At 63.5% G+C, this 21813-nt stretch carries 23 protein-coding genes and 1 tRNA gene; 9 read left to right on the top strand and 15 right to left on the bottom strand.

Going from position 1 to position 21813, the window contains the following annotated elements; all coding sequences use genetic code 11:
* Together AC07VS_RS19760 and AC07VS_RS19755 are read right to left on the bottom strand one after the other, a co-directional pair.
* Positions 1-382, bottom strand: a 382-nt coding sequence (locus tag AC07VS_RS19760) for a hypothetical protein (protein WP_494751770.1), incomplete at its 3' end; no start/stop codon positions are given.
* A complete protein-coding gene (locus tag AC07VS_RS19755; RefSeq protein WP_494751769.1) occupies positions 324-1247 on the bottom strand; it encodes a hypothetical protein in 924 nt (307 codons plus the stop codon). The genes AC07VS_RS19760 and AC07VS_RS19755, both read right to left, overlap by 59 nt.
* A 627-nt stretch (positions 1248-1874) precedes the next feature.
* Here AC07VS_RS19755 and AC07VS_RS19750 point away from each other — a divergent pair.
* The 3 genes from AC07VS_RS19750 (at position 1875) to AC07VS_RS19740 (ending at position 3462) form a co-directional block, all read left to right on the top strand.
* On the top strand, positions 1875-2234 hold the full coding sequence (locus AC07VS_RS19750; RefSeq protein ID WP_494751768.1) for a DUF2971 domain-containing protein: 360 nt from the start codon (positions 1875-1877) through the stop codon (positions 2232-2234).
* Complete coding sequence (locus tag AC07VS_RS19745) at positions 2200-2556, top strand: hypothetical protein (protein WP_494751776.1); 357 nt, start codon at positions 2200-2202, stop codon at positions 2554-2556. The genes AC07VS_RS19750 and AC07VS_RS19745 overlap by 35 nt, the downstream gene beginning before the upstream one ends.
* A 213-nt stretch (positions 2557-2769) precedes the next feature.
* Positions 2770-3462 carry an Ea47 family protein gene (locus tag AC07VS_RS19740; RefSeq protein WP_494751767.1) on the top strand — a complete coding sequence of 231 codons (693 nt, stop codon included), beginning with the start codon at positions 2770-2772 and terminating at the stop codon, positions 3460-3462.
* A 178-nt stretch (positions 3463-3640) separates the two neighbouring features.
* On the opposite strand, the gene AC07VS_RS19735 is transcribed toward AC07VS_RS19740, so the two are convergent.
* The 8 genes from AC07VS_RS19735 to AC07VS_RS19700 all read right to left on the bottom strand — a co-directional run bounded on the left by AC07VS_RS19735 (position 3641) and on the right by AC07VS_RS19700 (position 13537).
* Complete coding sequence (locus AC07VS_RS19735) at positions 3641-4057, bottom strand: hypothetical protein (protein ID WP_494751766.1); 417 nt, start codon at positions 4055-4057, stop codon at positions 3641-3643.
* A gap of 3 nt (positions 4058-4060) precedes the next feature.
* A complete protein-coding gene (locus tag AC07VS_RS19730; protein ID WP_494751765.1) occupies positions 4061-4324 on the bottom strand; it encodes a hypothetical protein in 264 nt (87 codons plus the stop codon).
* A 144-nt stretch (positions 4325-4468) separates the two neighbouring features.
* Positions 4469-4543: transfer RNA gene (locus AC07VS_RS19725), tRNA-Arg, on the bottom strand.
* Between the two features lie 58 nt (positions 4544-4601).
* Positions 4602-8783 (bottom strand): translocation/assembly module TamB domain-containing protein, encoded by a 4182-nt coding sequence (locus AC07VS_RS19720; RefSeq protein WP_494751764.1) that lies wholly within the window; start codon positions 8781-8783, stop codon positions 4602-4604.
* 8 nt (positions 8784-8791) lie between these two features.
* Positions 8792-10726, bottom strand: coding sequence for an autotransporter assembly complex protein TamA (locus AC07VS_RS19715; protein WP_494751763.1), 1935 nt, complete (start codon positions 10724-10726; stop codon positions 8792-8794).
* A gap of 52 nt (positions 10727-10778) precedes the next feature.
* A complete protein-coding gene (locus tag AC07VS_RS19710; protein ID WP_492348238.1) occupies positions 10779-11969 on the bottom strand; it encodes a vWA domain-containing protein in 1191 nt (396 codons plus the stop codon).
* Positions 11970-11997: 28 nt separating this feature from the next.
* Positions 11998-12633: a GNAT family N-acetyltransferase gene (locus AC07VS_RS19705; RefSeq protein ID WP_492348239.1), complete on the bottom strand. Its 636-nt coding sequence runs from the start codon at positions 12631-12633 to the stop codon at positions 11998-12000.
* A 61-nt stretch (positions 12634-12694) separates the two neighbouring features.
* Positions 12695-13537 (bottom strand): AAA family ATPase, encoded by an 843-nt coding sequence (locus AC07VS_RS19700; RefSeq protein WP_492348240.1) that lies wholly within the window; start codon positions 13535-13537, stop codon positions 12695-12697.
* Between the two features lie 112 nt (positions 13538-13649).
* Here AC07VS_RS19700 and AC07VS_RS19695 point away from each other — a divergent pair, with 112 nt between their 5' ends.
* Positions 13650-14315, top strand: a complete 666-nt coding sequence (locus tag AC07VS_RS19695; RefSeq protein WP_492348241.1) for a c-type cytochrome — start codon at positions 13650-13652, stop codon at positions 14313-14315.
* Between the two features lie 96 nt (positions 14316-14411).
* Here the strand turns inward: AC07VS_RS19695 and AC07VS_RS19690 are convergent, their stop codons facing one another.
* Together AC07VS_RS19690 and AC07VS_RS19685 are read right to left on the bottom strand one after the other, a co-directional pair.
* Positions 14412-14846: a DUF1841 family protein gene (locus AC07VS_RS19690; RefSeq protein WP_027475901.1), complete on the bottom strand. Its 435-nt coding sequence runs from the start codon at positions 14844-14846 to the stop codon at positions 14412-14414.
* A 103-nt stretch (positions 14847-14949) separates the two neighbouring features.
* Positions 14950-15753, bottom strand: a complete 804-nt coding sequence (locus AC07VS_RS19685; protein WP_492348242.1) for an IclR family transcriptional regulator — start codon at positions 15751-15753, stop codon at positions 14950-14952.
* A 190-nt stretch (positions 15754-15943) separates the two neighbouring features.
* Between AC07VS_RS19685 and AC07VS_RS19680 the strand changes: the two genes are divergently transcribed.
* From AC07VS_RS19680 to pcaF, 3 genes are all read left to right on the top strand, one after another.
* Positions 15944-16660, top strand: a complete 717-nt coding sequence (locus AC07VS_RS19680; RefSeq protein WP_492348243.1) for a 3-oxoacid CoA-transferase subunit A — start codon at positions 15944-15946, stop codon at positions 16658-16660.
* A gap of 14 nt (positions 16661-16674) precedes the next feature.
* Positions 16675-17322, top strand: a complete 648-nt coding sequence (locus AC07VS_RS19675; RefSeq protein WP_494751762.1) for a 3-oxoacid CoA-transferase subunit B — start codon at positions 16675-16677, stop codon at positions 17320-17322.
* Between the two features lie 81 nt (positions 17323-17403).
* A complete protein-coding gene (gene pcaF, locus AC07VS_RS19670) occupies positions 17404-18606 on the top strand; it encodes a 3-oxoadipyl-CoA thiolase (protein WP_494656767.1) in 1203 nt (400 codons plus the stop codon).
* Positions 18607-18645: 39 nt separating this feature from the next.
* On the opposite strand, the gene AC07VS_RS19665 is transcribed toward pcaF, so the two are convergent.
* On the bottom strand, positions 18646-19287 hold the full coding sequence (locus AC07VS_RS19665; protein WP_492348246.1) for a trimeric intracellular cation channel family protein: 642 nt from the start codon (positions 19285-19287) through the stop codon (positions 18646-18648).
* A gap of 102 nt (positions 19288-19389) precedes the next feature.
* Here AC07VS_RS19665 and AC07VS_RS19660 point away from each other — a divergent pair, with 102 nt between their 5' ends.
* Positions 19390-20019, top strand: coding sequence for a nucleotide-binding protein (locus tag AC07VS_RS19660; protein WP_494751761.1), 630 nt, complete (start codon positions 19390-19392; stop codon positions 20017-20019).
* Positions 20020-20081: 62 nt separating this feature from the next.
* The gene (locus AC07VS_RS19655) at positions 20082-20537 is read left to right on the top strand and encodes a MaoC family dehydratase (RefSeq protein ID WP_019574047.1); all 456 of its coding nucleotides are present in this window, start codon (positions 20082-20084) and stop codon (positions 20535-20537) included.
* Between the two features lie 18 nt (positions 20538-20555).
* Here the strand turns inward: AC07VS_RS19655 and trmL are convergent, their stop codons facing one another.
* Both trmL and AC07VS_RS19645 read right to left on the bottom strand, forming a co-directional pair.
* Entirely contained in the window at positions 20556-21047 is a 492-nt protein-coding gene (gene trmL, locus AC07VS_RS19650; protein ID WP_492348248.1) for a tRNA (uridine(34)/cytosine(34)/5-carboxymethylaminomethyluridine(34)-2'-O)-methyltransferase TrmL, read from the bottom strand.
* Positions 21048-21107: 60 nt separating this feature from the next.
* Positions 21108-21788 carry a ComF family protein gene (locus AC07VS_RS19645; RefSeq protein WP_494751760.1) on the bottom strand — a complete coding sequence of 227 codons (681 nt, stop codon included), beginning with the start codon at positions 21786-21788 and terminating at the stop codon, positions 21108-21110.
* Positions 21789-21813 lie beyond the last annotated feature (25 nt).

Here is a 21813-nt window from a genome sequence, read left to right as displayed (position 1 = left end):
TAAATATATGGGTCGCATCGCTTTTGCGCTCTCTGCGCTGTGCGTTACGTGCGATCCGAGTATGAATCGCTGTTGCTGCTAGGCGTGCAACCGGGAAAAATATAATTGCGGAAAACGCAGCAATAGTCCAATCGGTGGATAGTAGATAGATGGTTAACCCAACTACTCCTGCCAGACTGGTTGCAATGCTTTTTCCAAAATCAGTTTCTGCATAAATGCGTTCTGCCCATTTTTCGATTGAACTCAAATTGGCCTCCAAATTAAATTCTATGCAATTAAATTGCGGCGGTTTGGATTTGTATTGAGATAATGATGTTTTTGTATTATTGGCCTGAGACCATCTGGCAGTAGGAGAAGTAGATGCCCCCAGTTTGGGCTGCATGCCGTTTCTTTTTTAGCAATAGGCTGACAAAATCAATACGCTCCTCGAAGACTGCCATTAAGTCACTGCCGTCCATGAGGATAATGGCCGCTCCGCCCGCTTGATGGGCTGCAACACCGTCTTGAGAAAATCCATTAATTGAGAGAAATATGCCAAGAGTGTTTTCGAGCTTTGTGCGTACTTTGTCAGTGAATGCTACGAGTGCAGCCTTGTTGACAAGTTCTTTTTGCCACTTTGCTTCGAAAAGATATTCCGTGCCTTCGAGTGTGAATGCCCCATCAAGTTGCTCGCCGAGATTTTTAAATGAAGCCTTCGGGTCCAGGTCGAAGAGTTCGAATAGCTCGTACATGATGCGTTCAAGCTCGAATCCCCGAGCTTGCGGATCGTTAGAGCTGATAAGTGCCATATATTTATTTTTGATGGACTCTAGCTTCTGGCGTACTGCCGTGTTCTGACGCAGCTTTTGTGCGGCTGTTTCCTGTCGTCTCTTGATCTCGTCTTGTTCTCTCTTGATTTCTTGATGAGGTTCAACAAGTTGCTTTAGTTGGTTAACCGCACCGCGCGCCTTTTCAACTTTAGCTGGGCCATCATCAAGAGGCTTGAGGTGGGAGAAATCCGTCAACTTGCACAGCTCGTAGCAAATTTTGGTGAGATCACCAAGGTGACTGCCAGGGTTCGCAACCAGGAAGTCTATGACGTCCGATGCTATTTGCCGCTTGTAGTTCTCCCAGTTAAAAGAGTTCAAGATGGCAGGATTGGTTAGACAAAGGCTTAGAAAGCTGCGCAGATCGGACTTGTACCAGTAGACCGAACACAGCGCTTCTTTCAGAGCCATTACGCCGGCAGGTGAAAGCTGTTTAGCCATTGATGCTCCTGTTCGGATAGCTTCTTTGAATTTCGTTAGCAACGCAAAGACTACGGGACTTGGCTGCCTCTCGCTCCGTTGTTGCTGGCTAAAGTTATGGTAGCAGGCAATGACTGACGCTGTTCACGTCCTTCCGTTGTTTGGGTAAGCGCTGATTTGATCTGGGGGGCGGTCAGTAGACGTCTACACACACTGCAGACCCCCGCCGCGCCCCCGGGCTTCAGGGACCTCATTTGACGACCCTGGCGGCCCATGTGTTCACCATATACGGTGCGGGTCAGCGCAAAATTTCTGAGTCCACGGAAGTCACGAAATTTGATGGGATTTTTCAACAAGTCTGCGTAGACCTATTGGAACTGGTGACGTCACTGAGTCAATAGCGGCTCGGCCTTGGTCGACTTGGGCTTGCAAGCCGTGTAACTGGCCAGGACTGACCGGACGCATGTGCCTGATACGATGCCCGCAGATGGCCGCAACTTGATGTCGTTGAGGGCAAACGGAACAGTTAGTTGTTAGTGTGAAGTATTCATGAAATTCGCGTTTGGGAGGGCGATGATCATATGGATGGCTATTTTGTAAATTTCTTGGTAGTTTTTATTTCTGCAGAAATATGTTAAATCTATGCCTATGAAACGCTATTACCACATGACGTCCTATGAGGCACTAGTCAACCACATTCTTCCAGAGCGGCGACTCAAGGTTGGCCGTTTTAATATGTTGAATGACCCTTTTGAGCTGGCTTGCTTCAATCAGAGGGAAGAGATGCAGCGCGAACTTTTTCGGAAAATCAAGAGTGAGTACGTAAATAAGTATGGGGTTCTTTGCTTTGGTCAAAATTTCGAAAGTCCATTGATGTGGGCCCATTACGCGGACAGTCATCGCGGTGTTTGTTTGGGATTTGATGTTCCTGCTGAAGAGCTGGATGACGTAAATTATGAATCGAAGAGGTTGGTTGCAGACGTTGAAGGGGGGGCTGAAATCAACTGATTTGTGGCGATTTTTGACTACGAAATTCAAGCAGTGGAGCTACGAAAAAGAGTCCCGATGGATCATTAAATTGAAGGAGCTTACTTCCCAAAACGGCATGCACTTCAAAGCGTTCTCAGATGATTTGCAGTTGTGCGAAATTGTTCTTGGATTGAGATGCATGCACACAGCAGACGAGCTTCGGCCGTTTCTCCAATGGATTGATAGGCCTGTGGTCATCCATCACGCAAGAGCGGCCTTTTCAAATTTCAAGATAGATACTTTTAAGTTGCCGCGCTCAAAAAAGAAACCTGTAACCATTGTTCCTTCGGATGTGCATTGATATCTGGTTATTGGTGATTCGATGCGCTTATTTCCCGATGGTCGGCGTTGCCTGCATTTTTGTGGGAACTAAAGCCGAATCGGCGAATGTGCCGTGGTGGGGCTTCTAAATTTTGAGTGGGTCGTGATGTTTGAGTGAAAATTCCCAATAAGAGGTGTCGTGGTATCTGTGATTTGAGTTGATGAAATGTAGTAGAGGATTCCTGAGATGAATATGAGGCCGTTTGAAGAAGGTTGTCCACTGCCTTCAACACATCAACGCTGCGTTGAGGCGCAGTACTTCCTTGAGCAATGCCTTGTTTATTATCACTTCCCTCAACCATTTATTCACAATCTGAATGCTTTTATTCAGTCGCTGCGTAATATTACATTTATGCTTCAGAGTGAGCTGAATCGTCGAGATGGCTTTGGGGCATGGTACGAAAAGAGACGCGTTGATATGCGCTTAATACCATCCCTCAGAAGGATGGTTGAGGCTAGAAATATTGTTGTTAAACAGAAGTCGTTGGAAGCACGGAGCAAAGTATCTTTGGGCCTATTTCGTGGTCGCCGAATGAAGCTTTCTATGAATAAGGAGATTAATCCATTTGTCGATACAAGAGCACTTCTAGATGCGACCGCACAATTTGTCGGTGACCTTTTTTTGGGCGGAAAGCATGAACAAGTCGGCGAGCAGGCAGGTATAGAGCGAACTTGGGTGGTGACAGAAATTGGTGATCAGGAAGTTGTCAGTGAATGTTTGCCGGCGCTGAACTACATGCTCGCACTTGTTGAAGACGCGCACCATTTTTGTGGTGTCAAATCTGGCCTGCGCACCGTCGCATATGACTTGCCTACGTTCTTCGTACTACTGGAAAGTGATGTTGACTCCACACTTCCTGCTAGGTGGGGATGGACTGTGGCCTAGTTCTTTATTCGAGTTAATACCATGCTGTTAGCGCTAATTTGAATTGAGGATCGGATTTATTTGGTTGATGCTGGGTTATTTGTTTGGGCGATCTGAAGGCTTACAAAATAGGGGCGTGCCCTCCGCAGGACACGCCCCTATTGCTTTGTTATGCGCCAGATCAGGCGCAGCCCCAGACTCAGGCCTCAGCCGACTCCTGCTGGGCGTTCCGCGCCTTGTGAATCTCCGTCGGGCTCATGAACTTGCGGTTCGCAAACGGCCCCAGCTCCAGGGCGCCCAGCGCCTCGATTTCAGGTCGCTCATCGACCACCGGTTGGGTGCTGGCCATCTCCTTGATGCAGTCCCACACAAAGGCCTCGCGGCGGGCCTCCGGATCGTCGGTGATGTTCAACAACCGGGGCAGCTCGCAATGGCGCACCAGGGCCAGTGCACGGGCCAGGGGCTCTCCCACCTCGGCCAAGGCTTGGTAGACCTGCAGGTGGGCATACGCCTTGAAGGCGGCGCGATGCGCCAGGAGATAGCTTTGAGCGTCGTTGGAGGCCTGCACCTGGGGCTCAAACGTGTTGGCCTCGCACTCGGCCAGGGTCAGGCGCAATTCCTAAGCCATGGTGGCCGCGTCGTTCTTGTTGAACAGGGCGTTCTTCACTTCCTTGGTCGGGGTGTAGTTCGCAGCCGCAAAGGCCCGGCGGAAAAGGTCGTGTGAATCAGCCGCGGCCTGCTCATGGGCGGTGATCTTCGAGCGCAGTTCTTCGCAGCGCTGCAGCAGCTCGGCATGGGCCTTGCCGGGGCCTGTACTGCGGGCTTTGCCAAGGTCCGATATCGGCGCAGATGCCCTTGTGGGCCGTGCGCCAGGCCGTTTCATGCACCCTTTGCTGGCGTCAGGTAGAAGTGCCGTTCGTGTCAGATAGGGGCTGCAGCGCGGCGCCGCTGGGCAACAAAAAACCCGCCAGGCCAAGGGCGGGGCGGGTTCTATGGCAGCGGAGAGACACCGCCTGAAATGTTCAGATGGTCCCTTCGACAGGAATCGAACCTGTATCTAGCGCTTAGGAGGCACTCGTTCTATCCATTGAACTACGAAGAGTGGACCGCCCGGGATTGTAGGGCCTGCGCGGGCAGGATTCGGTCAGCCCGGCATGGGTTCAGTCGTAGCTCAGCGTGAAGATCAGGTCGACGGCGCTTTTTTCGCCGGTCTGGGCGCGCAGGGTGAAGCGGCGGGTGAGGTCGTAGAAGATGTAGAAGGTGCCCATGGTGCCGGCCAGGCTGCGTTCGTACGACACATAGAAGTCTTTGGACAGGCGTTTGCCCAGGGTGAGGGCGGCGCTGGTGACACCGGTGTCGGTGTTTTTGACGCCGCTGAACGAGACTTCGTCCAGGCCCAGCGATTGGGCCAGGCTGTCTGACAGGCCTCGGCCGCCGCCCAGCAGGGCCAGGGCGGCCTGTTGCAGCAGGGCCGATTCGGCGGCGCCGTTGGCGGCGGCGCGGCCCAGCACCAGCCAGGCCAGTTTGTCGGCATCGGCCATTTCGGGCTCCGAGAACAGGCGCACGCGGGGGGACAGCACGGTGCCGCTGATCTGCACGCCGACGCGGGTCGAGAGGTTGGGCCGGATGGCCAGGATGTCGAGCGAGGGGTTGTCGTAGGCACCGCTGAAGCGCAGCACGCCGGTTTCGATGTTGAGCTGCTGGCCATAGGCCTTGTAAGTGCCCTGGTCGGTGCGCAGTTCACCGGTGATCTGGGGCTCGGTGCTGCCCGGGCTCAGGCGCAGCTTCAAGCTGCCGCGCAGCCGGGTGACGAGGCCGCGGCCCTGCACACGAAAATCGTTGTCCAGATCGAGGCTGACCTGCACGTCGGCTGCGGGCAGGGCACTGGGCGGCTGGGGGGCGGCGGCCGTGGCCTGGTTGGCGGTCTGGCTGGTGGTTTTGCTGGCGGCCTGGCCGGCACCGTGGCTGCCGGGCTGCACCAGCACATCGGCGCCCAGGCTGGGGGCGGTTTCGTCGGGCAGGACGAACAGGGCCTGGTCGGCCTTGAGGTCGCCGCTGACCTTGAGCTGGCCTTGCTCCAGCCGGGTGTTGAGCTCGCCAGACAGGGCCAGGCGGCGGTCGGCGCGGCTGGAGACCCGCAGGCGGTTGGCGCGGGTTTGCAGTTGCAGTTGCAGTTGCTGGCCGTTCCATTGGGCGCTGCCTTGCGCGCTCAGGCTGCCGCCGTCGCCGCCAGCACCGGGGGCGCCGCGCAGGGTGAACTCGGTGATGTCGATCTGGTGACCGCTGAGCACGGCGCGCAGTTTGCCGTCGCGCAGTTCCACCCCCTCGACCACCGAGCGCAGGGCCAGGTCGCTGGCGCGGATTTCACCTTGCCATTCGGGGTTTTGCAGCGTGCCCTTGAGGGTGGCCTGGGCGTCCAGGGTGCCGCGCATGCGCCAACCCGGCGGCGCCAGCACCGACCACACGCCCAGCTTGGGCATCTGGGCGTTCAACGAGCCGCTCAAAGCGGTGTCGGGTGGCCAGCTCAGGCCTTGCGGGCCGTTGCTGAGGCGGGTGGCAAAGCGGGCCTGCAGCTGGCCCGCGCGTTCGCTGTCCCATTGCACGGCGGCGCTGAGGGCGCCTTCGTCCAGGCTGAGCGTGGCCTCGGCCACGCGGGCGCCGGCGCTGCGCTGGGCTTCGTTGGCCTGCACGCCCTGGGGCAGGTCTTCGGCCTGCAGGCGCAGGTCGCCGCGTTGCCGGCTCAGGCGCAGCCGGGCTTTCAGGCCGGGTTCGGCGCTGGCGCTCCAGTCGGCGTTCAGCAGCAGGTCGCCCGAGATGCCCAGGCTGGCGCTGCTGGCGCCCTGAGCCAGGGCCATGAGTTGTTCGATCCAGGGCAGCGACAGGTCTTGCACCTGGCCACTGGTCTGCCAGCGGGCCTGGCCTTTTTGCTGGGCCCAGTGGGTGTTCTGCCAGCGCAGGCTCAGGTCGGGCACGCCGGCATGGGCCAGGCGGGCTTCGCCCGGGGCCAGCGTCAGTTCGGTCAGGTCGGCCTTGGCCTGGTGGTTCAGGCTCAGTGTGGCGGGGGCGCTCAGGCGCAGGCCCCAGGGCGCGGCGGTGGCGCTGTCTTGCAGGTTCAGGCTCAGTTCGTCCAGGCGGGCGGCCCAGTTGAAGGCGCCCGGTGGGTTGCTGGCGCTGGGCCCGGCATGGGCGCTGGCCTGCAGGCGGGCCTGGCGGGCGCCTTGGCGGGCCTCGCCGCTGAGGCTGAGTTCGAGCGATGGGGTGGCGGGTGGGTTGCCGGCTGGGTTGCCGCTGCCGGGCAGGGTGCCGTTGAGGCGCAGCTGCAGCTGGCGCAGGGCCAGGGCAGGGCGTTGGTCGGTGGCGGCCCAGTCCAGACGGGGCAGGTCAAGTCGGGTGCTCAGGCTCAGGGCCTGGCCGCGGCGTGGTGCGGCCTGACCTTGCCAGGCCGCCAGCATGGCGCCCCAACCCCCTTGCCATTGGCCGTCGAACTGGCCCTGGCCTTGTTGGGGCAGCGCGGCGGCTGGGGTGCCCAGGCCGGGCAGGCGGGCCAGCCATCGGCCCAGGGCACCGGCGTCGCTCAGTTGGGCCTGCCATTGCCCCTGGCCCTGGTCGGCACTCAGGTGGCCTTGCAGCAAGGCATTCAGGCCCGGGGTTTGCAGTTTCAGGTCGGCCCGGCCCTGGCGCTGGCCGGTGTGCCATTGCAGCGAGCCCTCCAGTCGGGCTTCGGCCAGTTCCAGCTTCAGTTGCTGCAGTTGCAGTTCGCCCCCTTGCCATCGCCCCTGGGCCTGGGCCTGGCGCAGTAGCAGGGCGGTCCACAGGGCCTGGGCGGGCGCGGGTGGGGCCTTGGCCGCCGTGGCTGCCGGGGCGCTGGTGCGGGCTTGGGCTGCCTTGCCTGCGGGCTCAGTGCGGGCCTGCGCCTTGGTCTGGGGCTGGGTCCGGGGCGTGCTTGGGGTGGGGCGTGCCGGGCCGCCGGCCTGGGGGCTGAGGTCGACCTCAAAGCCCAGGGCATCGGCTTGGCCGCCGAGGGCGCGCAGCGCCAGGTGGCCGTTGAGGGGGGCGGGCGGGGCGGCGCTGTGCAGGCGCTGGGGCGAGACGCCCTGCAGCGTGGCCTCGGTCAGCCAGGGGGTGGTGCTGCCGGCCTCCCAGCGGCCTTTCAGGCGCAGGGTGCCGCCGCCCAGCCGGGCTTCGACCGGGTCGATCACCCAGGCACGACCTTGCTGTTGCAGGCGGGCGCTGAGCTGCTCCAGGGGCAGACGTTGCTGGTCCCAGGGGCCGGGCTGGGCGTTGCGCAGGTCCAGCCGGGCCTGCCAGGCCGGGGCCTTGCCGTCGCCGGGGTGGATGTCGATCGTGCCCGAGAGGGCGGTGCTGGGGGCTTGGGGCCACAGCAGGCTGAGGTCGATGCCTTGCAGGTGGGCCTGGGCCTCGGGCAGTACCTGTTCGGCCCAGGGGCGCAGGCGGGCCTGCACCTGGGCCTGCATGGCGCCGGGTGTCGGGCCGGGTGTTGTTGCGCGGCCCTGGCGGGTGGTGGCGTTGGCGGTGGGTGGGGGGGCGCCATCGGGGTCCAGCACGGCTTCCAGGGCGATTTCGGCGGCGGGGCCCGACAGCGTGCCCTGCAGGCCGGCGCGGGCCAGCAGTTGTGCGGGGGCGGGTGCGCCCAGGTGGGTGGGGATCTCGCCCTCCAGTTGGGCCTGCAGGGCCATGGGGGCGGCGCCTTGCAGGCTGACCTGGCCGCTGTAGTGGCCAGCCGCCACGCCCAGTTCGGACCATTGCAGGTGGTGTTGCTCGCCGTCGTAGTGGTAGTGGCCGTCGAGGTGGCTCAGCACCAGGCCGCCCTGGTCGGGCAGCTGGATCTCGCCCAGTTGCAGCGGGGTGTCGATGGTGAGGGGCAGGGTCAGCTCGGTCAGCGGTGGGCTGGGCGGGGCCTTGCCGTTGTCGCGCAGTTCCAGGCGCTCGGCGCTGAGTTCGCTCAGGGCCAGGTGGCGGCTCAGCAGGGCCCGCCAGTCCCAGCGGATGTGCAGGCCGGTGAGGGTGGCCCGCGTGCCGGGCTGGGACCAGTGGATTTCGGCGATCTGGCCGCCCTCGCGCAGGGTGCCGCTCACGCCGCTGACCTGCAGTTGGCGATCGGCTGGCAGCCAGCGTGGCAGCAGGTTCAGCGTGGTGGCCAGCGAGCCTTCGCTGCCGCTCCAGACCCAGGCGGCCGCCCCCAGGGCCAGGGGCAGGCCCAGCAGGCCGGCCGCGCACAGGGCGGCCAGGCGCAGGCGGCGGGCCCAGGGCCGTGGGCCTGCGTGGCTTGGGCGGCTTTGGTGTTGGCCCGCTTGGGACTCGTTGGGTGGCTGGGCGCTCATGTTGATCTTCAGAAGCTGAAGCCCACGGCCAGGTGCAGGCGCAGGCGACGGGTGGCGGCACCCCAGGCCAGGTCGACTTCCAGGGGCCCCACCGGGCTGCGCCAGCGTGCGCCCACGCCCACGCCGACCTTGGCACGCAGGTCGTTGGCCTGGTTGGCCACGGCGCCGGCATCTATGAACACGGTGCCATCGAACTCGGTGGCGCGGCCGTTGTGCACGATGGGCTTTTGCCATTCGAGGCTGCCCACGGCGAGGTAGCGGCCGGGCTCCAGCGTGCCGTCGGCCTGCACGACACCGATCTCGCGGTAGCCGTAGCCGCGCACGGTGGTGTCGCCCCCGGTCAGGAACAGCTGGGTGCTGGGCAGGACCACGCTGCTGCGGGCCCCCACGGCGCCACCTTCGGCGCGCCAGGCCAGGCGGGGTGTCTGGGCGGCGCTGGGGTAGGCGCTTTCGTTGATCGGAATGAAGCCCAGCACTCGGGCGCGGCTGCGCAGGAACGGCGAGCGCTGGCTGCCCAGGGTCAGGCCTGGGCCCACCTCAACCGCCAGGCCGTAGCCCCGGGTGGGAAAGGGGATGTTGTTGAAGTTGCGCTGGGTCCACGCATAGTTGGCCGACACGCTGGAGGCGCTTTCAGCGGGGCTGCTTTGCGTCAGGGTGTGGTCGTACTGCAGGTAGAAATTGCGGTCGTAGTGCTCGTCGGTCTTGGCACGCCCGCTTCGCAGCGTCAGGCTGTTGACGGGGGCGGTGCTGCCGGTCTGGCGCTGCAACTGGCCCGAGGTGACCCAGCGCCAGTTGTCTTTGTCGGGCTGGCTGGTGAGTTCGCTGCTCAGGGTTTTGGTGTCGCGGTCCAGCGACAGCTTGGACAAGGCTTTCCAGTCCAGCCAGGGCAGTTTGCGCTGGGTGAATTCGGCTGACAGGCGGGCCCCGCTGTCGGTGCTGGCGCCCACGCCCAACACCAGCTTGTGCAGCTTGGCTTCGCGCACCTGCACGCGCACCGGCGCGGCCTGAGGGGGGCCGCTGGTGTCGAGCGACATGAACACCGAGTCGAAATAGCCGCTGTCGGCCACGCGCTGCTGGGCCTTGAGCAGATCGACCTGGGTGTAGGTGCTGCCGGTGGGGATCTGGGCCAGGCGGCGCACCAGCTCGGCGCTGTGGTGCTGGGTGCCTTCGACCAGCACCTCGCCAAAGCGGAAGTCGGGGCCCGAGTCCAGGGTCAGGCTGAGTTCGGCCTGCAGCGTGTCGGGGTCGATGCTGGCCTGGCTGTCGACCAGGTGGCCGGTGGGGTAGCGGGTGGCGGTGAGGCGGCGCAGCGCTTCGGTCTTGGCACTGTCCCAGGCGGCCTGGGTGAAGATGCTGCCGGTGCGCAGGCCCCAGGTCTCGGTCAGGCTGCGCTGCACGGCCTCCAGCTCGGGGTTGCGGGCCACGTCACCGCTGAGTTGCAGTTTGAAGGTGCTCACGCGCACGGGTTCGCCGGGGGTGACTTCGATCAACACCGACCAGGGGGCGTGCTGGGCGGCACCGGGTTCGGCGGCGGGCGGGCTCGGGGCGGGGCCGGCAGGCTGCGTGGCGGTGGCGGGGTCGGTCACCGAGATGCTGACCTCGGCGCTGAAATAGCCCTGGGTGGCGAGCAGCTTGCGGGCGTTGTCCTGGGCGCTGACCAGCAGGCGGTCCAGTTCGTCGCGGTCCAGGTCTTGCAGGCCGCGGTACTGTTGCAGCTCCAGGTGGCGCAGCAGGGTGTCGCGCAGCGGCTCGGGGGCATGCACCTCCAGGAGGAAAGCTGGGGGCGCGGTGGTGCCGGTCGAGCCCTTGTCTGGCTGGTGGGGCGTGGCCGAGGTGCTGCTGGCCAGCGTTGGGGTCGGTGTGGGGGGCTGGGCGTCGCCTTCGGCACGCGCGGGTCGGCCCAGGGTGGCCAGCAGCAACACCACCGAGCACGCCAGCCCCATCAAAAAGGCCGGCTTGAAAGCCGGCCTGCCTCGCCTGTACCAAAACATGTGTCTATTTTGACAGCATGCGCATCGCGTCTTCGAGGCCTTTGAGTGTCAAGGGGTACATGCGCTGGTTCATCAACTGCTGGATCACGGCGATGCTCTGGCGGTATTGCCACACGCCCTGAGGCTCGGGGTTGATCCAGGCAAAGCGCGGAAAGGTGTTGGTCAACCGCTGCAGCCATTCGGCGCCGGGTTCCTCGTTGTTGTACTCAACGCTGCCGCCCGGCTGCAGGATTTCATACGGGCTCATGGTGGCGTCACCGATGAAGATCAGCTTGTAGTCCTTGTTGTACTTGCGCAGGATGTCCCAGGTGGCGAACTTCTCGGAGAAGCGGCGCTTGTTGTTCTTCCACATGTAGTCGTACACGCAGTTGTGGAAGTAGTAGAACTCCAGGTGCTTGAACTCAGCCTTGGCTGCCGAGAACATCTCTTCGACCCGGGCGATGTGCTCGTCCATGGTGCCGCCCACGTCCATCAGCAGCAACACTTTCACATTGTTGTGACGTTCTGGCACCATTTTGATGTCGAGCCAACCCGCATTGGCGGCGGTGGATCGGATGGTGTCGGGCAGGTCAAGCTCTTCGGCTGAACCTTCGCGGGCAAACTTGCGCAGGCGGCGCAGGGCCACCTTGATGTTGCGCGTGCCCAGCTCCTGGGTGTCGTCGTAATCTTTGTAGGCGCGCTGGTCCCATACCTTGACGGCGCTCTTGTTGCGGCTTTTTTCTTGCCCGATGCGGATGCCCTGGGGGTTGTAGCCGTTGGCGCCAAAGGGGCTGGTGCCGCCGGTGCCGATCCACTTGCTGCCGCCTTCGTGGCGTTCCTTCTGCTCTTCGAAGCGCTTTTTCAGCGTTTCCATGAGCTCGTCCCAACCCATCTTCTCGATCTTGGCTTTGTCTTCGGGGCTGAGCTCAAGCTCGAGGTTCTTGCGCAACCATTCAAGCGGAACGTCTTTGGTGAAGTCGGTCAGCATCTCGACGCCCTTGAAGTAAGCCGCAAAGGCGCGGTCGAACTTGTCGTAATGCTTTTCGTCCTTCACCAGGGTGAGGCGCGACAGGTAGTAGAAGTCGTCGATTTTCCAGGCCTCGTCCGATTCGGGGCCCACCACGCGGGCCTGCAGGGCCTCCAGCAGGGTGAGGAACTCTTTCACCGAAACAGGAAGTTTGGCGCTGCGCAGCGTGTAGAAGAAGTCGATCAGCATGGACGGCTCCAGGTCAGGTCACGGGGGCTTACTTGCCGCCGTGGACCACCGCGGGCGGTGGGGGTGTTTGCGGGTAGCGCTGCTTGAGCAGGTACAGCAGCTGGGCCTTGGCCTCGGGCCATTCGCCGGCGCTCATGCTGTACATCACGGTGTCGCGCACCGTGCCGTCACGGCGCAGCGCGTGGTGGCGCAGCACGCCGTCCTTGCGCGCGCCCAGGCGCTCGATGGCCTGTTGCGAGGCGTGGTTGAAGTTGTCGGTGCGCCAGCCGACCAGGGCGCAGCCCAGGGTGTCGAACGCATGGCTCATCAGCAGGTATTTGGCGCTGGTGTTGACGTGGGTGCGCTGGACCCGTTTGGCGTACCAGGTGTAGCCGATCTCGACGCGACGGATGGCCGGCACGATGTCGTGGTAGCTGCTGGTGCCGATCAACTGGCCGCTGGCCTCTTCGATCACGGCGAAGGCAAAGCGGTTGCCCGCCTCGCGCATCTGCAGGGCGGTTTCGATGTAGGCGCGGGTCTGGCCGGGCTCGGGCACCGAGGTGACGCGGATGTTCCAAAGCTCGCCATCGGCGGCCGCGGCGGCCAGGCCGGCTTCATGGGCCAGGCTCAGGGGCTCGAGGCGCACACCGTTCAGGCGCAGGGTGACGGGTTCAACAAAAGACATGGTTTCTCCGGTGCCATGCGGGTGCCGCACTGCCGGGGCAGGGCGGGCAGCTCGGGATGGGTCAGCGGTTGCGCTGGTTCATGAAGACCAGCTTTTCAAACAGGGTCACATCCTGTTCGTTCTTCAGCAAGGCGCCCACCAGAGGGGGCACGCTGACCTTGGCGTCGGCACTTTGCAGGGCCTCCAGCGGGATGTCTTCGGCCACCAGCAGCTTGAGCCAGTCGAGCAGCTCGGAGGTGCTGGGCTTTTTCTTGAGGCCGGGCAGGTTGCGCACGTCGTAGAAGGTCTTCATGGCGGCTGCCAGCAGCTCGGCCTTGAGGGTGGGGAAGTGAACGTCGACGATCTTCTTCATCGTGTCGGCGTCGGGGAACTTGATGTAGTGGAAGAAGCAGCGGCGCAGGAAGGCGTCGGGCAGCTCTTTCTCGTTGTTCGAGGTGATGAACACCAGCGGACGGTTCTTGGCCTTGATCAGTTCACGGGTTTCGTAGCAATAGAACTCCATGCGGTCGAGTTCGCGCAACAGATCGTTGGGGAACTCGATGTCGGCCTTGTCGATTTCGTCGATCAGCAGGGCCACCGGCTGCTCGGCCGTGAAGGCTTGCCACAACACGCCCTTGACGATGTAGTTCTCGATGTCCTTGACGCGTTCGTCGCCCAGTTGCGAGTCACGCAGGCGACTGACTGCGTCGTATTCGTACAGACCTTGCTGGGCCTTGGTGGTCGATTTGATGTGCCATTGCAACAGTGGCACGCCCAGGGCTTCGGCCACTTCTTCGGCCAGCATGGTCTTGCCGGTACCGGGCTCGCCCTTGACCAGCAAGGGCCGCTTGAGGGTGATGGCCGCATTCACGGCGAGCATCAGGTCTTGAGTGGCGACGTAATTTTGTGAGCCTTGGAATTTCATGGACAAGTGTTCGCTTAACAGATGTGTTGCAGAAGCGGGGCTCGATATAATCAATCGTTGATTTTTCTCAATCCCCTCGGTACCCAATCATCCATTTGATTGTGCTCGCAAAATGAACAAGATGTTGACAACGGTATTTGCCCTTGCTGTCGCTTCCGTGACCGCTTTTTCGTCGGCCGTCCACGCTCAGGAGGTCAAAGCAGATGTCAACGCCAAGGTGGCGATGTGCATCGGCTGCCATGGGATTGATCGCTATCAGGCGACCTTCCCCGAGGTCTACAAGGTGCCGCGCATCGCCGGCCAAGGCGAGAAGTACATCGCTGCTGCCTTGAACGCCTACAAGAAGGGCGACCGCAAGCACCCCACCATGCGCGGCATTGCCGATTCGCTGAGCGAGCAAGACATCGCCGAGATCTCGGCCTATTACGCCCAACTGGGCCATGTCGAAGGCGCTACCTTGCCCGACAAGCTCAGCCGCGAACCCAACACCCAGGTGGCGGCCCTGCTGAACAAGGGCGCTTGCGTGTCCTGCCACGGCGCCAACTTTGCCAAGCCCATCGACCCCTCGTACCCCAAGATTGCCGGCCAATACAGCGACTACCTGTATGTGGCGCTCAAGTCCTATCAAATGGGCAACAGCCCGGTGATGGGCCGCAACAACGCTGTCATGGGCGGGGTCGCCAAACAGTTCTCGCATGCTGAACTCAAGGCCCTGGCCTCGTATGTCAGCACCCTCGACAGCGACCTGAAGACCGTGCCTGAGTCGCGCTTCCGCTGATCAAGCCCCAGGCGTTGAACGCCCTGCCCACGAAAAAAGCCGCTGATCATTCAGCGGCTTTTTGTTTTTCTGCTGGGCCGGTTGCTTGGGGCGGCCTCAGTCGCGTGTGGCGGCGCGTTGCACGCTGTCGATGTAGGCATGGCCATCGGGGGGACGACCGCTGCGCTGGCTTTCCCACAGCATGCGTCCCAGGAACTCCATGGTTTCGTGGTGGGCGCCGTGCAGCGAGTCGCGGCGGGCAGTCAGCAGTTCAACCGCCTGGCGGATGCCGCGGGGCTGGTCAATGCTGCATTGCTCGCTGATCGACAGGTGCATCGAGAGGTGCAGAAAGGGGTTGGTTTCGCCCTTCTGGCTGTCATACACGCGGGCCACGGCCGCGTCGGCATCGGCCAGGTCGGCGTGGTATTCGGGGTGCTCGTCGATCCACTGACCGGCCAGGGTTTCAATGGCCTCCATGGCCAGGCCCTGGCGGGACTTGGCATAGACCGAGCAGAAGAAGCGACGGACGTCGTCTTGAGAGGGGTTGAACATACGCCCGAGCGTATCACCCTGGGCGATGCCCCCACGCGTACAGGGGGGGCGGCAGAGCCTGTTCAATGTCTTGCGCGACCCGAGGGGGACTTTGACCAGGCTCTCAGGCCCGTGGCGTGCCCACCATGCGCGAGATCGACTGGGCTGCCTGCAGCAGATGGGGCAGCATGCGGTTCTGCATGTCGAAGGCGCTGTTGCGGTTGGCCTGGCCGCTGATGTTGAGGGCCGCGATCACCCGGCCATTGCGGTTGACCACCGGCGCGGCCATCGAGATCAGTCCTTCCTCGAGTTCTTGATCGACCAGGCACCAGCCCTGGTCGCGTGCCTGGCGAACCCTGGCCAGCAACTCGTCAACCTGGGTCAAGGTGTGCTGCGTCCGGGCCTGGAGTTCGGTGCTTGCCAGGCGGCGCTGGACCTCTTCGTCGGGCAGGCTGCCCAGCAGAATGCGGCCCATCGAGGTGCAGTAGGCCGGCAGGCGGCTGCCCACGCCCAGGTTGATGCGCATGATCTTGTGCGTGGGCACCCGCAGCACATAAATGATGTCGTTGCCCTCGAGCACGGCCGCCGAGCAGGACTCTTTCACCCGGTCGACCAGCCCTTCCATCACCGGCTCGGCCAGGTTCCAGATCGGCATCGACGACAGGTAGGCAAATCCCAGGTCCAGGATGCGCGGTGTGAGTCGGAACTGGCGTCCGTCGGTCTCGACATAGCCCAGAGTCTGCAGGGTCAACAGGATGCGACGGGCACCGGCGCGGGTGAGCCCGCTGCGCCCGGCGACTTCGGTCAGGGTCTGTTGCGGCGCGGCTGCGCTGAAGGTGCGGATGACCTCCAACCCCCGAGCAAAGGACTGCACATAACTGTCGCCAGGGCGTGGGGCCGCGTTCTCGTGGTCAGGTGACGTTGCCATGGTGTTGACTATCTCCTAAAATTCATTGTGCGAACCAATGTTCTTATTATGAACAAATTGACTGGCCATCGATGCAGATGGCCGAGTTTTTTGCTCATGCTTAGTCACATGTGACGATTTTGCCCGTCTGGTCGCTAGGGTATGCCGTTTGAGCCTATCTGTGCCACTACCGTTTGGAGATATTTAATTCATGATTGACAAGATCGCTGCCTCAGTGGCAGAGGCTTTGCAGGGGGTGCAGGATGGCGCCACCGTGCTGATCGGTGGCTTTGGCACCGCGGGCATTCCACTTGAACTGATCGACGGCCTGATCGCTCAGGGCGCCCGCGATCTCACGGTGGTCAACAACAATGCCGGCAATGGCGACGCCGGGCTGGCGGCCCTGTTGCAGACCGGGCGGGTGCGCAAGATCATCTGCAGCTTTCCCCGTCAGGCCGATTCCCATGTGTTTGACGCGCTGTACCGCCAGGGCCGCATCGAGCTGGAGCTGGTGCCCCAGGGCAATCTGGCCGAGCGCTTGCGGGCAGCCGGGGCGGGCATAGGTGCGTTCTATACCCCGACCGGCTTCGGCACCGAACTGGCCATGAACCCCGATGGCAGCCCCAAGGAGACCCGGATCATCAATGGCCGTGGTCAGGTCCTGGAGTACCCCATTCATGGGGACGTGGCGTTGATCCAGGCCGAGCGTGGCGATCGCTGGGGCAACCTGACCTACCGTCAGGCGGCGCGCAATTTCGGCCCGGTGATGGCCACCGCTGCCCGTTGTACGGTGGCCACAGTGCACGAGGTGGTCGAGTTGGGCCAATTGGACCCTGAGGCCATCGTCACCCCCGGCATCCATGTGAGCCATGTGGTGCCCGTGCCCCGCCGCGCCACCACGGCCGGCGGTTTCAAAGCAGCGGCTTGAGAGGAGACCCAGCCATGACCCCCCCATATCAGCCCCGCAGCAAAGACGAACTGGCGCGCCGCGTGGCCGCCGACATCCATGACGGCGCCTATGTCAATCTGGGCATCGGCATGCCCACCCGGGTGGCCAATCACATCCCCCCCGGGCGCGAGGTGATTCTGCAAAGCGAGAACGGCATCCTGGGCTTGGGCCCGGCCCCGGCCCCTGGCCTAGAGGACTACGACCTCATCAACGCCGGCAAGCAGCCGGTCACCCTGCTGCCGGGCGGCGCCTTCTTTCACCATGCCGACAGCTTTGCCATGATGCGTGGCGGCCACCTCGACATCTGTGTGCTGGGCGCCTTCCAGGTGTCGGCCACGGGCGACCTGGCCAACTGGAGCACCGGCGAGCCGGGCGCCATCCCCGCCGTGGGCGGCGCCATGGACCTGGCGATTGGCGCCAAGCAGACCTGGGTCATGATGGACCTGCTGAGCAAGTCGGGCCAGAGCAAGGTGGTGGCGCAGTGCACCTACCCCTTGACCGGGCTGGCTTGCGTGAAGCGCATCTACACCGACCTGGCCACGCTCGAATGCAGCCCCCAGGGCCTGCGCCTGATCGACGCCGTGGACGGCCTCGGGCGCGAGGCGCTGCAAGACCTGATCGGCCTGCCCTTGCTGGATTGAGGCTGATATCCGCCCACCAAGAGCCCACCAAGAGCCCCCCAAGAGCCCCCCCAATTTCAACCCCGGAGACTAGGACCAACCATGACACAAGCTTTTATCTGCGACGCCATTCGCACGCCCTTCGGCCGCTACGGCGGCGCTCTTTCCAGCGTGCGCACCGATGACTTGGGCGCGATTCCGCTCAGGGCTCTGATGGAGCGCAACCCCGGGGTCGACTGGGCCGCTGTGGCGGATGTGATCTATGGCTGCGCCAACCAGGCCGGTGAAGACAACCGCAACGTGGCCCACATGTCCAGCCTGCTGGCTGGCCTGCCGATCGAGGTGCCGGGCGCCACCGTCAACCGTCTGTGCGGCTCGGGGCTGGACGCGATCGGCACCGCGGCACGGGCCATCAAATCGGGCGAAGCACGCCTGATGATCGCGGGCGGCGTGGAGAGCATGAGCCGTGCCCCGTTTGTGATGCCCAAGGCCGAAAGCGCTTTCAGCCGTGCCAATGCGGTGTACGACACCACCATCGGCTGGCGCTTCATCAACAAGCTCATGAAAGCCCAGTACGGCGTGGATTCCATGCCCGAAACGGCCGAGAACGTGGCCACCGATTTCGGCATTGAGCGCGAGGCCCAGGACCGCATGGCCCTGGCCAGTCAGATGAAGGCCGTGGCCGCACAGAAGGCCGGTGTGTTCGATGCCGAAATCGTGCCGGTGACCATTCCCCAGAAAAAGGGCGACGCGGTGGTGGTGAGTCAGGATGAGCACCCCCGTGCCACCAGCCTGGAAGCCCTGGCCAAGCTCAAAGGGGTGGTGCGCCCCGATGGCACCGTGACCGCAGGCAATGCCAGCGGCGTCAATGATGGCTCGTGTGCACTGCTGCTGGCCGATGAGCGCACGGCCGCGCAATACGGCCTGACCCCGCGTGCCCGCGTGGTGGGCATGGCCACGGCGGGCGTGGCACCGCGCATCATGGGCATTGGCCCGGCACCAGCCACCCAGAAAGTGCTGGCCCTCACCGGCCTGAGCCTGGCGCAGCTCGATGTCATCGAGTTGAACGAAGCCTTTGCGGCACAAGGCCTGGCGGTCCTGCGCCAGTTGGGCTTGCAAGACGACGATCCTCGCGTCAATCCGAACGGTGGTGCCATCGCGCTGGGCCATCCGCTGGGCGCCAGCGGGGCCCGTCTGGCCACCACCGCGATCAACCAGCTGCACCGCAGCGGTGGCCGCTACGCTTTGTGCACCATGTGCATCGGCGTGGGGCAGGGCATTGCCGTGATTCTGGAACGCGTGTAAGCGGCCGGGCTGGCGTGCCGGGAGGGCAGGCCGGCTGGTTCAAAGACGCCGCCAGCCCGGCAGCTGCCAGTCGCGCCAGAGCGCCAGGCCCCTGAGGCCGGCGGTGCAAAGCGCGCACAGCATCAGCGCCGGTGACTCGGGTACCTGGGCCTGCACCAGCCCCAGGTACAGCCAGCCGCCCACAAAGGCGCAGACCGCATAGGGGCGGTGGTCATGGAATGCCTTGGGAATCTGGTTGCAGACAATGTCGCGCAACACGCCACCGAAGACGCCCGTGATCACGCCCATCATCACCGAGATCAGCCCCGGCATGCCCAGGTCGTTGGCCATGTCCACGCCCACCCCGGTGAACAGGCCCAGGCCAATCGCGTCGGGCAGTTGAATGGCGCGTTCGGTGGGCTCGAAATGGCGCCGCTTCAACAGCAGCAATGCCGCCAGGCTCAAGCCCAGGATGCCCCACACATAGTCCACGTGGCGCACCCAGAAAAATGGGCGCTGGTCGAGCAGCAGATCGCGCAAGGTTCCCCCGCCGAAGGCCGCCAGAAAGGCCACCACGCACACGCCGACCGGGTCGAGCTTCTTGCGTGCCCCCTCCAGCACGCCAGAAAGCGCAAAGGCCAGGGTGGCCGCCAACTCCAGCAAATGCCTCAGCCAGGGCTCCCAAAATGAGACTGTGTTCATGGTCGGGCATTGTGCACGGGCATGGGCCGACCGCGGTGGGACTGGCCCCGGTCATCGGCAGCGGCTAACATGCGCCGCATACGCAAGTCTTGGAGGATCGATATGACGGTGCTTGTCGTCGCCAATCCCAAAGGAGGAGTGGGCAAATCCACTCTCAGCACGCAGGTGGCGGGCTACTGGGCCAGCCAGGGCCAGACGGTGGCCCTGGGGGACATTGATCGGCAGCAATCGTCGCGCTTGTGGCTCAGCCTCCGGCCTGCGACGGCCGCGCCGATCGCTGCCTGGAGCGTCCAGGACGACGACAAGGAACTGGCCCGGCCCCCGAAGAGCGTGCAGCATGCCGTGCTCGACACACCGGCCGGCCTGCATGGCGGGCGCCTCAAAGAGGTCATCCGCCTGGCCGACAAGGTGATCGTCCCCTTGCAGCCCAGCATTTTCGACATGTACGCCACCCAGGATTTTTTGAACCAACTGGCCGACATGAAGCGGGCCCAACGGGTTGAGATCGGCATCGTGGGCATGCGGGTGGACGAGCGCACGATCGCCGCCGAGCGCCTGCATGAGTTTGTCGATCGCCTGGGCCTGCCGGTACTGGCCACGCTGCGTGACACCCAGAACTACATCCACCTGGCCGCCAGCGGACTGAGCGTGTTCGACGTGGCGCCCGGGCGTGTGGCCAAAGACCTGGCTCAGTGGCAGACCCTGTGCGAGTGGCTGGGCCGAGCGACCTGACGCGGATGCGCCATGTCGCGTGGCCGACATGGGTGGGAACAGGCCGCCGCTAAAGTGCTTGCATGAAAACCTTCCAGACCCTTTCCGACCTGGCCGCGTGTGTGGGCCAGGAAGTAGCCATCAGCGATTGGGTGACCATCACCCAGGAGCAGGTCAATCAGTTTGCGGAAGCCACGGGCGACCATCAATGGATTCACATCGACGTTGAACGGGCCAAGCAGGGGCCTTTCGGCGGCCCGATTGCCCACGGCTTTCTCACCTTGTCCCTGTTGCCGCGCTTCTTTGGCGAGACGCTGGCCGTGACCGAGGCCCGCATGGGCGTCAACTACGGGCTCAACAAGGTTCGCTTCCCGGCGCCCGTGCCGGTGGGCAGCCGCCTGCGGGCCCGTCTGCGCCTGCTGGAGGCCTCGCCCATCGATAACCAGGGCTACCAGTTTGCCTGGGAGGTGACGGTCGAGCGCGAGGGCGGCAGCAAGCCGGTGTGCGTGGCCGAATCGCTGGCCCGGCAATACCCCTGAGCCTTGTCCGAGCCGCGCTCAGGTAGCCCCGGTGGGGGTGGCCTGGGCGCCGCCGAAGCCGTTCTGTCGCCAGGCCTCGAACACGGTCACGGCCACCGCGTTGGACAGGTTCAGGCTGCGTTGGTCGGGGCGCATCGGCAGGCGCAGTCGTTGCGACAACGGAAATTGATCTCGCACCTCAGGGGCCAGGCCCCGGGTCTCGGCGCCGAACACCAGCCAATCCCCGGGTTGAAAGCTCAACTCGAAGGCGGGGCGCGATCCGCGGGTGGTCAGGGCGAACATGCGGTCGCGGGCCGGCTGCTCTTGCGCCAGAAAGGCCTCCCAGTTGGCGTGGCGGCGCAGTTCGGCGTACTCGTGGTAATCCAGCCCGGCGCGGCGCATGTAGCGGTCTTCCATCGAGAAGCCCAGTGGCTCGATCAGGTGCAGGGTGCAGCCCGTGTTGGCCGCCAGGCGGATGACGTTCCCGGTATTGGGCGGGATTTCGGGTTCAACGAGAACAATGTGAAACATTCCGCCATTGTCGCGCGCCTGCATGCCCAGGGCTGACGCAGGGGGTGGGTCCTGGCGCCCTCAGCGGGGCGCGGGCGTGCGGGCCAGCACGCAGGCATGCACCTCACGGGCGCCGCCCGCCTGCCTCAGCACCCGCGCTGCGCTGTGCAGCGTGGCCCCGGTGGTCATCACATCATCGATCAGCAGCACGCGGCGGTTCTTCAGCCGCGCGGCCTGATCCGGGTTGACGGCAAAGCTGTGGCGCAGGTTGCCCAGGCGCTGGGCCCGGGTGAGCTGGGCCTGTGCTGCCGTGTCCTGCAGGCGCCACAGCAAGTCGGTGTGCAGTCGGCACGGCGTCAGCTGTTGGGCCAGCAGGGCCGCCTGGTTGTAGCCGCGTTCACGCAGCCGCCGCCTGGACAGGGGAATCGGGATCACCCAGTCGGTCTGCTGAACCGATTCGGCCACACCCGGGGCCTGCATCATCAATTGGCCCAGCATGCCGGCCCAGGAGGGGTCGTCATGGAACTTGAAATCGGCAATGCAGGCTGACCAGGGAAAGGTGTAGTCCAGCGCCGCTTGGCAACTGGAAAGTGCCGGTGGATGCAGCAGGCAGGGGCCGCAAACCGGATGACCTGACTCGACACGGATGGCGCAGCGGCGGCAGCGTGGCACGGGGCGCGCAAAGCGACCCACGCATTCCTCGCACACCCGTTGCGCTGGCCAGGCCCGGCACACCGCGCACTGACTGGGAATGCGGGTCATCATTGCCTCGAAAAGCCGCGCCAGC

This window comes from Curvibacter sp. GW821-FHT01G03 (assembly GCF_059422285.1).
The sequence above is the reverse complement of the archived record's forward strand: the minus strand, read 5'-3'. Positions and strand labels throughout refer to the sequence as shown.

Excerpts from the sequence above, each read along its gene's own strand:
- AC07VS_RS19675 (WP_494751762.1), top strand. The coding sequence starts at position 16,675 with ATGACCCCCCCATATCAGCCCCGCAGCAAAGACGAACTGGCGCGCCGC.
- AC07VS_RS19715 (WP_494751763.1), bottom strand. The coding sequence starts at position 10,726 with ATGGGGCTGGCGTGCTCGGTGGTGTTGCTGCTGGCCACCCTGGGCCGA.
- AC07VS_RS19695 (WP_492348241.1), top strand. The coding sequence starts at position 13,650 with ATGAACAAGATGTTGACAACGGTATTTGCCCTTGCTGTCGCTTCCGTG.
- AC07VS_RS19685 (WP_492348242.1), bottom strand. The coding sequence starts at position 15,753 with ATGGCAACGTCACCTGACCACGAGAACGCGGCCCCACGCCCTGGCGAC.
- AC07VS_RS19700 (WP_492348240.1), bottom strand. The coding sequence starts at position 13,537 with ATGAAATTCCAAGGCTCACAAAATTACGTCGCCACTCAAGACCTGATG.
- AC07VS_RS19730 (WP_494751765.1), bottom strand. The coding sequence starts at position 4,324 with ATGAAACGGCCTGGCGCACGGCCCACAAGGGCATCTGCGCCGATATCG.
- AC07VS_RS19690 (WP_027475901.1), bottom strand. The coding sequence starts at position 14,846 with ATGTTCAACCCCTCTCAAGACGACGTCCGTCGCTTCTTCTGCTCGGTC.
- AC07VS_RS19740 (WP_494751767.1), top strand. The coding sequence starts at position 2,770 with ATGAGGCCGTTTGAAGAAGGTTGTCCACTGCCTTCAACACATCAACGC.
- AC07VS_RS19680 (WP_492348243.1), top strand. The coding sequence starts at position 15,944 with ATGATTGACAAGATCGCTGCCTCAGTGGCAGAGGCTTTGCAGGGGGTG.
- pcaF (WP_494656767.1), top strand. The coding sequence starts at position 17,404 with ATGACACAAGCTTTTATCTGCGACGCCATTCGCACGCCCTTCGGCCGC.
- AC07VS_RS19705 (WP_492348239.1), bottom strand. The coding sequence starts at position 12,633 with ATGTCTTTTGTTGAACCCGTCACCCTGCGCCTGAACGGTGTGCGCCTC.
- AC07VS_RS19645 (WP_494751760.1), bottom strand. The coding sequence starts at position 21,788 with ATGACCCGCATTCCCAGTCAGTGCGCGGTGTGCCGGGCCTGGCCAGCG.
- AC07VS_RS19720 (WP_494751764.1), bottom strand. The coding sequence starts at position 8,783 with ATGAGCGCCCAGCCACCCAACGAGTCCCAAGCGGGCCAACACCAAAGC.
- AC07VS_RS19750 (WP_494751768.1), top strand. The coding sequence starts at position 1,875 with ATGAAACGCTATTACCACATGACGTCCTATGAGGCACTAGTCAACCAC.
- AC07VS_RS19710 (WP_492348238.1), bottom strand. The coding sequence starts at position 11,969 with ATGCTGATCGACTTCTTCTACACGCTGCGCAGCGCCAAACTTCCTGTT.
- AC07VS_RS19665 (WP_492348246.1), bottom strand. The coding sequence starts at position 19,287 with ATGAACACAGTCTCATTTTGGGAGCCCTGGCTGAGGCATTTGCTGGAG.
- AC07VS_RS19660 (WP_494751761.1), top strand. The coding sequence starts at position 19,390 with ATGACGGTGCTTGTCGTCGCCAATCCCAAAGGAGGAGTGGGCAAATCC.
- AC07VS_RS19655 (WP_019574047.1), top strand. The coding sequence starts at position 20,082 with ATGAAAACCTTCCAGACCCTTTCCGACCTGGCCGCGTGTGTGGGCCAG.
- trmL (WP_492348248.1), bottom strand. The coding sequence starts at position 21,047 with ATGTTTCACATTGTTCTCGTTGAACCCGAAATCCCGCCCAATACCGGG.
- AC07VS_RS19755 (WP_494751769.1), bottom strand. The coding sequence starts at position 1,247 with ATGGCTAAACAGCTTTCACCTGCCGGCGTAATGGCTCTGAAAGAAGCG.